Here is a 5366-nt window from a genome sequence, read left to right as displayed (position 1 = left end):
AATCTGCTAGTCTAGAGCCTAGACAATTATTGAATGATGAAATTAAAGTCACTATTGAAGATCAGGATGACTTAATGACTAACCCATGGAAGGGTCTTCTCGGAGGAGAGGAACCATGAATACTGTTGCCGTCCTGAAATTAACATTACATCACGGTATCGTTGGATACTTGGCAGGATTTCAGAGCGGAAAAAATATTCTGGTTTTTACAGATTCTTTCCGCTCTGATCAGCAACGCCCGACCTTGAGCCTGCTGACTTCCCCCTTGTATCCTCAAGTGGATAAGATTTTAGAAAAGACCTATGTTACACATCAGCGTTTACATCCCTTGCTATCAAACTTGCTACCAGAAGGTGCATTACGCGAACTGATTGCACAAAGCCTCAAAGTACATATAGACAATGAATTTCAGTTATTGGCAGCTTTAGGTCATGATTTACCTGGGGCACTAATTGCAACCCCAGTAGATCCAGAAGAAATCCCAGATGGAATAAAATTTAAGCTTCAGATCTCGAATCCAGATCAGATCTTAAAGCAAGAGATTCGGACAAATAATAAGTTTTCCTTGGCCGGCGTCCAAATGAAGTTTTCCATGAAAGCCAAAGATGGGCGTTTTACATTAGCACAGGCAACGGAAACGACTCTACTCGGGGACTGGATTGTCAAAACTCCTTCTTCCAGACATGCCTTTGTTCCGCTAAATGAATATTCTATGATGAGCCTTGCCAAAATGGTCGGAATAGATGTCCCTGAGATTCGCTTGGTAGATATGGCACTCTTACAAAACCTTCCACCATTAAATTTACCCCAAGAGCAATATGCTTTTGCAATAAAAAGATTTGATAGACAGAGTACTGCTGATACTACAGAGCTTATTCACATCGAAGACTTTGCTCAGATCTTCGGTGCATATCCACAGCAGAAATACAGCACCACAAATTATGAGCAGATAGGAAAGATCATTTATCAATTTTCAGATAACAAAATTCTTGATATTCAGCAATTTGCCAGCCGCTTACTTGTCAACATTTTGCTCGCCAATGGAGATGCACACTTAAAGAACTGGAGTATGATTTATCACGATAAAACAACGCCAAGATTATCCCCTGCATACGATATATTGATGACAAGTGTATATATTGAAAATGAGCGTCATTTCGCATTGAATCTTGCCAAAAATAAAGATTGGTATTTAGCTGAGATGAAACACTTTAAACAATGGGCGGAAAAAGTCGGTGTTCCATGGCGTGTTATAGAAAAACAACTTCGTGAGATCATCGATAAAGCACGGTCAGTATGGCCAGCGCTATTACTAGACTTACCTATGATTTCTGTTCATAAAGAAAAATTAAGAGAACATTGGAAAAAATTGCATCCAGACTTTCAGATACTTACAGATGATTAGAGGAAACCTGTAACCAAGCTAAAATTTCTCAAACAATTTCATCACATCATTTTCCGTCAGTTTCGCTTCTCCCTCATGATCTGTGCTTAGAATAGACTGTGCCAGTTCTGCTTTATTCTGCTGCAAGGCAATAATTTTTTCTTCTATGCTTTTATTGGTAATCAGCTTATACACAAATACCGGCTTGTCCTGTCCAATCCGCCATGCACGATCTGAAGCTTGATCTTCAGCAGCAGGGTTCCACCATGGATCATAGTGAATGACCGTATCTGCGGCAGTTAGATTCAGACCAACCCCTCCTGCTTTCAGACTGATTAAAAATACCGGCACTTGTCCAGACTGAAATGCTGTAATGACTTCATCTCGCTTTTTGGTCTTTCCAGTCAGCTTCACATAGCCAATTTTTGCGTGATAGAGCTGTTGTTCAATCAGTTCCAACATTGAGGTAAACTGAGAGAAAATAAGAATTTTTCGTCCCTCTTCCACCATTGGAACAACCATATCCATCAACTGTTCAAGTTTGGCAGAATACGCCTGCCCGGTTTTAACTGAATCCAGTTTTAGCAAGCTAGGATGACAACAGACCTGACGCAGCTTCAGCAAGGCATCTAAAATTTGGATTTGACTACGCTTAAAGCCTTTTTCTGCCACAATTTTCTGAATATTTGCCTGCATCGTGGCGCGAACAGCCTCGTATAGCTTGGATTGCTGCTCATTCATGTCAATATTGACTTCAATCGTGGTTTTTTCAGGCAATTCCTTGGCAACGTCAGTTTTCAAGCGACGTAAAATAAAGGGTTTAATGCGGTTTACCAACTTTTGCCTTAACTGCTGATCACCGCGTTTTTCAATAGGATAGCGGTACTTTTTATTAAAGATTTCTTGTGAATATAAAAATCCTGGCATTAGAAAATAAAATAGTGCCCACAGCTCACCCAAATGATTTTCCATAGGTGTACCAGTTAGACATAGACGATGTCGCGCTGTTAATTGCCGTACTACCTGTGCAGCTTTGGCACGCGGATTTTTAATATTCTGCGCTTCATCCAGAATGAGTTGATGATATTCATATTGCTTCAGTTGCTCTTCATCTCTCGCCAAGAGCGGGTAGGTGGTTAACACAATGTCATAGTGTGAAATCTGCTCAAAATACTGATGGCGGTCGGGGCCTTGTAGCAGCAGTACCTTGAGCTCAGGGGTAAATTTTTCCGCTTCTTTGAACCAGTTATGCATCAGCGATGTGGGTGCAACAATTAAGGCGGGTCTGTCCTGCAAATGACCAGCCTGCTTTTCCATGAGTAAGTGGGCTAAAGTTTGTGCTGTTTTACCCAAACCCATATCATCTGCCAGAATCCCGCCATGCTGGGTTTCCCTTAAAAACTGTAACCAGCCTAGGCCCTGCTGCTGGTATGGACGTAATTCCCCCTGAAAACCTTGTGGTGTCGGCAGTTGTTGCTGATAGCCTTGTTTGAATTTCTGCGCAAATTGCTGCAGGCGATTACTGACCTGCCACACCATCCCCAGATGATGCTGTAATTCTAATAGTTGACTCGCATCATAGCGATCTATGCTACGCTCTTCTTGCTGTAAAATGCTCTGCAAATGCAACAATACCGGCTTAATGTCCTTTGCGGATAAAGCCAAATCTGGTTGATCCGCTGCAGTTTTCAGGGTGAAAATGTGACTGTCATTCAGATGACCAAAAATCCGTGGATCAAGTAAATCAGGCTGTTCTTTCACCAAAGCCACAAGTGCATCGAGTAAATCATAGCTATTGCCTGCACTGTCCTGAACGGTCGCCCCGATATTGAACCAGTCTTGTTGGCTTTCAGATTCAGTGATGGAAATATTTAAATTTTCAACATATTGCAGCTTAAATGGGCTGTGTTCCAGATGCTCTATCTGCCATCCAATCAATTCAATTTGATTGATGGGCATCAGCTGTTTGATCCAGTCTCCATAGAACGCAAAAACCATAGAATCAAGACGTTGTTTATCCAGTTTTAATTGCTGGTCATAACTAAGATCTTTTACCCACTTCAGTGATTCGACCAATAGCTGTAAACGCTGGATTGACTGTTGTTCCTGAACTAAGTCCCGAAGCTGTCGCACCATTTTGCCATGCTGCTCACCAATAAAACTGTCACCTGATGTACCTGCTTTTATTCGCCCGCCTGCATAGGAGAATTCAATTTCGGCACAAACAGACTCTTCCCATTTCCAATCAAATTTATCTAAAACACCGAAGCGTAAAATTGGCTGGGGACTACCCTCAAGGACATCAATATGCTGAATAGACTCGGGCCGAGGCAGATTTTTCACGTCTGAATATTGATGAGTCAGTTGCTCAAACTCTGGCAAGAGCATAGATGGAAGATCAGGCATCTGTAAAAAATGGTACAGAAGATTTGCCGTATATTCACCATATAACTGGCCCACCGTGTTCTGTTGAATATTCACATAACATGGTGGATGGCTCGCGAGAATCTGAATATGTGGATTTGATTTCAAATCGAGTCGAATATCACCATTGACCAATTCAATGTTTAAATGCTCTGTCTGTTTGTTTACACCTTGTTGCCAGATCAGTTCGATGTGATAGCCTTGTTCTGACCATTGAAGTGCAGTATGGCTCTTTTTTTGCCAGTACACATCGCCACTTTGAATAAAAGATTTGAAATGCTCCAATAAAATTCTGGAGATATCAAGATTGCTTTGATAAAAGCGTTCGTCACTGTTTATTTTGGCATAATAATAAATCTGGTTAAATAATTGTCGTTTTTGTTCAGGTAAAGTCAGATGCTTTCTGGTGATATTTTCATATTGGGTATAATAACTTTCCCCCGCAATTGAGCCGTTTTTATTGCGTCTGGCCTTCTGAACATCAACTGTCAATTTCTTTAAGCTGACAGACTGATCTAGCAGGTAAATTAAATAATTGTTTGTTTTGACAGATTGCTCTGGTTCAGTCTGTTGTAAATACCGTTTAAAATCATTCAACCAGCGCTGCGCCTGATCATCCCCCCGTTGGCGTTTTGTGATTCCCTGCGGGGATTGAGAGTCAGCATAACGCTGCTGAAATTCCTGGCGATATTCCTGAAAGAATAACCGCGCTAAAGCAGCAGCATGTTTACAGTTATATCCAACCGGACAAGTGCAGTCGTCATCGATTAAACGGTCTTTTTGGGGATTATAGGTAATTGCGGTATCGTAATAATCTGTTCCTTCAATTTGGGCATACATCGTAACCCCGTCTTTTTCCTCAAAGAACTCAATCGTTTCCCTATCAATGTGTTTAGCATAGCTCAGACTGCGCTGAAGAGTTGCAGTACTAAAGCGAGATAGAAAATTGATCAATGAGGACATAATTATCAGAAACCAAAAATGTTTATACAATTATAACGGACAAAACTGTCATTTCAGAACAGTACTGCTCGCCAACGTATCAAAAGGAAATAAATCCATGCTCAAAAACTTAATGTTTACTACAATGGATGGGGTGAATATTGGCTTTGGGGTACATTGGTCTCCTCAACCGCAATCACAGGTCGGCCATTAATCGCCTTTGAATACAGTGCAGAAGCGATCAGTAAAGGTTTAGAACTTTCCTGCACATCAAATGGATATCATGGGTGAGGCACTGGATATTCCTCGACAAGCTCTTGTGAAACTTGGTACTCAGGAAGCGGAACTTTGTGTCCAAGAAGTCGATGAAATTATTGGCTCGATTTGTAAGGTTGCAATCCGGTTCAGCAATATCGCTCATGACCTATTACCTGGACAAATTCAAGCAGAGACTCTCCAACTGATCCAAAATAGGATTGAGCATAATATTCATGGCTCTAGACTAGCAGATTTACACTTAATTTTACCTAATGAGGTTCCACAGCTCAGTTGCTAACTCATTAGGTTCCCTCATCCAACGCCATTCAGTTTCTTTAAGATGATAATCAAAGTACTC

The 5366-nt window shown here is 41.1% G+C and carries 2 protein-coding genes and 2 pseudogenes; 2 read left to right on the top strand and 2 right to left on the bottom strand.

Annotation, left to right across the window (positions count from 1 at the left end; genetic code table 11):
* Positions 1–115: 115 nt before the first annotated feature.
* Positions 116–1405, top strand: coding sequence for a type II toxin-antitoxin system HipA family toxin (locus tag G5T77_RS14445; protein ID WP_166139332.1), 1290 nt, complete (start codon positions 116–118; stop codon positions 1403–1405).
* Positions 1406–1423: 18 nt separating this feature from the next.
* Here G5T77_RS14445 and G5T77_RS14440 read toward each other — a convergent pair whose 3' ends face one another.
* The gene (locus G5T77_RS14440; RefSeq protein ID WP_166139330.1) at positions 1424–4771 is read right to left on the bottom strand and encodes a DEAD/DEAH box helicase; all 3348 of its coding nucleotides are present in this window, start codon (positions 4769–4771) and stop codon (positions 1424–1426) included.
* Between the two features lie 247 nt (positions 4772–5018).
* Between G5T77_RS14440 and G5T77_RS14430 the strand changes: the two are divergent.
* A pseudogene (locus G5T77_RS14430) lies at positions 5019–5306 on the top strand (hypothetical protein); the annotation flags it as partial.
* Here G5T77_RS14430 and G5T77_RS14425 read toward each other — a convergent pair.
* Positions 5274–5366, bottom strand: a pseudogene (locus tag G5T77_RS14425) (IS1595 family transposase); the annotation flags it as partial. The pseudogenes G5T77_RS14430 and G5T77_RS14425 sit on opposite strands and share 33 nt — an antisense overlap.

Origin of the sequence: Acinetobacter sp. GFQ9D191M, assembly GCF_011174875.1 — a bacterium.
Classification (GTDB): domain Bacteria; phylum Pseudomonadota; class Gammaproteobacteria; order Pseudomonadales; family Moraxellaceae; genus Acinetobacter.
This window is presented reverse-complemented; position numbering and strand designations above follow the sequence as displayed.

Bases quoted from the DNA above. Each gene is read 5' to 3' on its own strand.
- G5T77_RS14445 (WP_166139332.1), top strand. From the start codon at position 116: ATGAATACTGTTGCCGTCCTGAAATTAACATTACATCACGGTATCGTT.
- G5T77_RS14440 (WP_166139330.1), bottom strand. From the start codon at position 4,771: ATGTCCTCATTGATCAATTTTCTATCTCGCTTTAGTACTGCAACTCTT.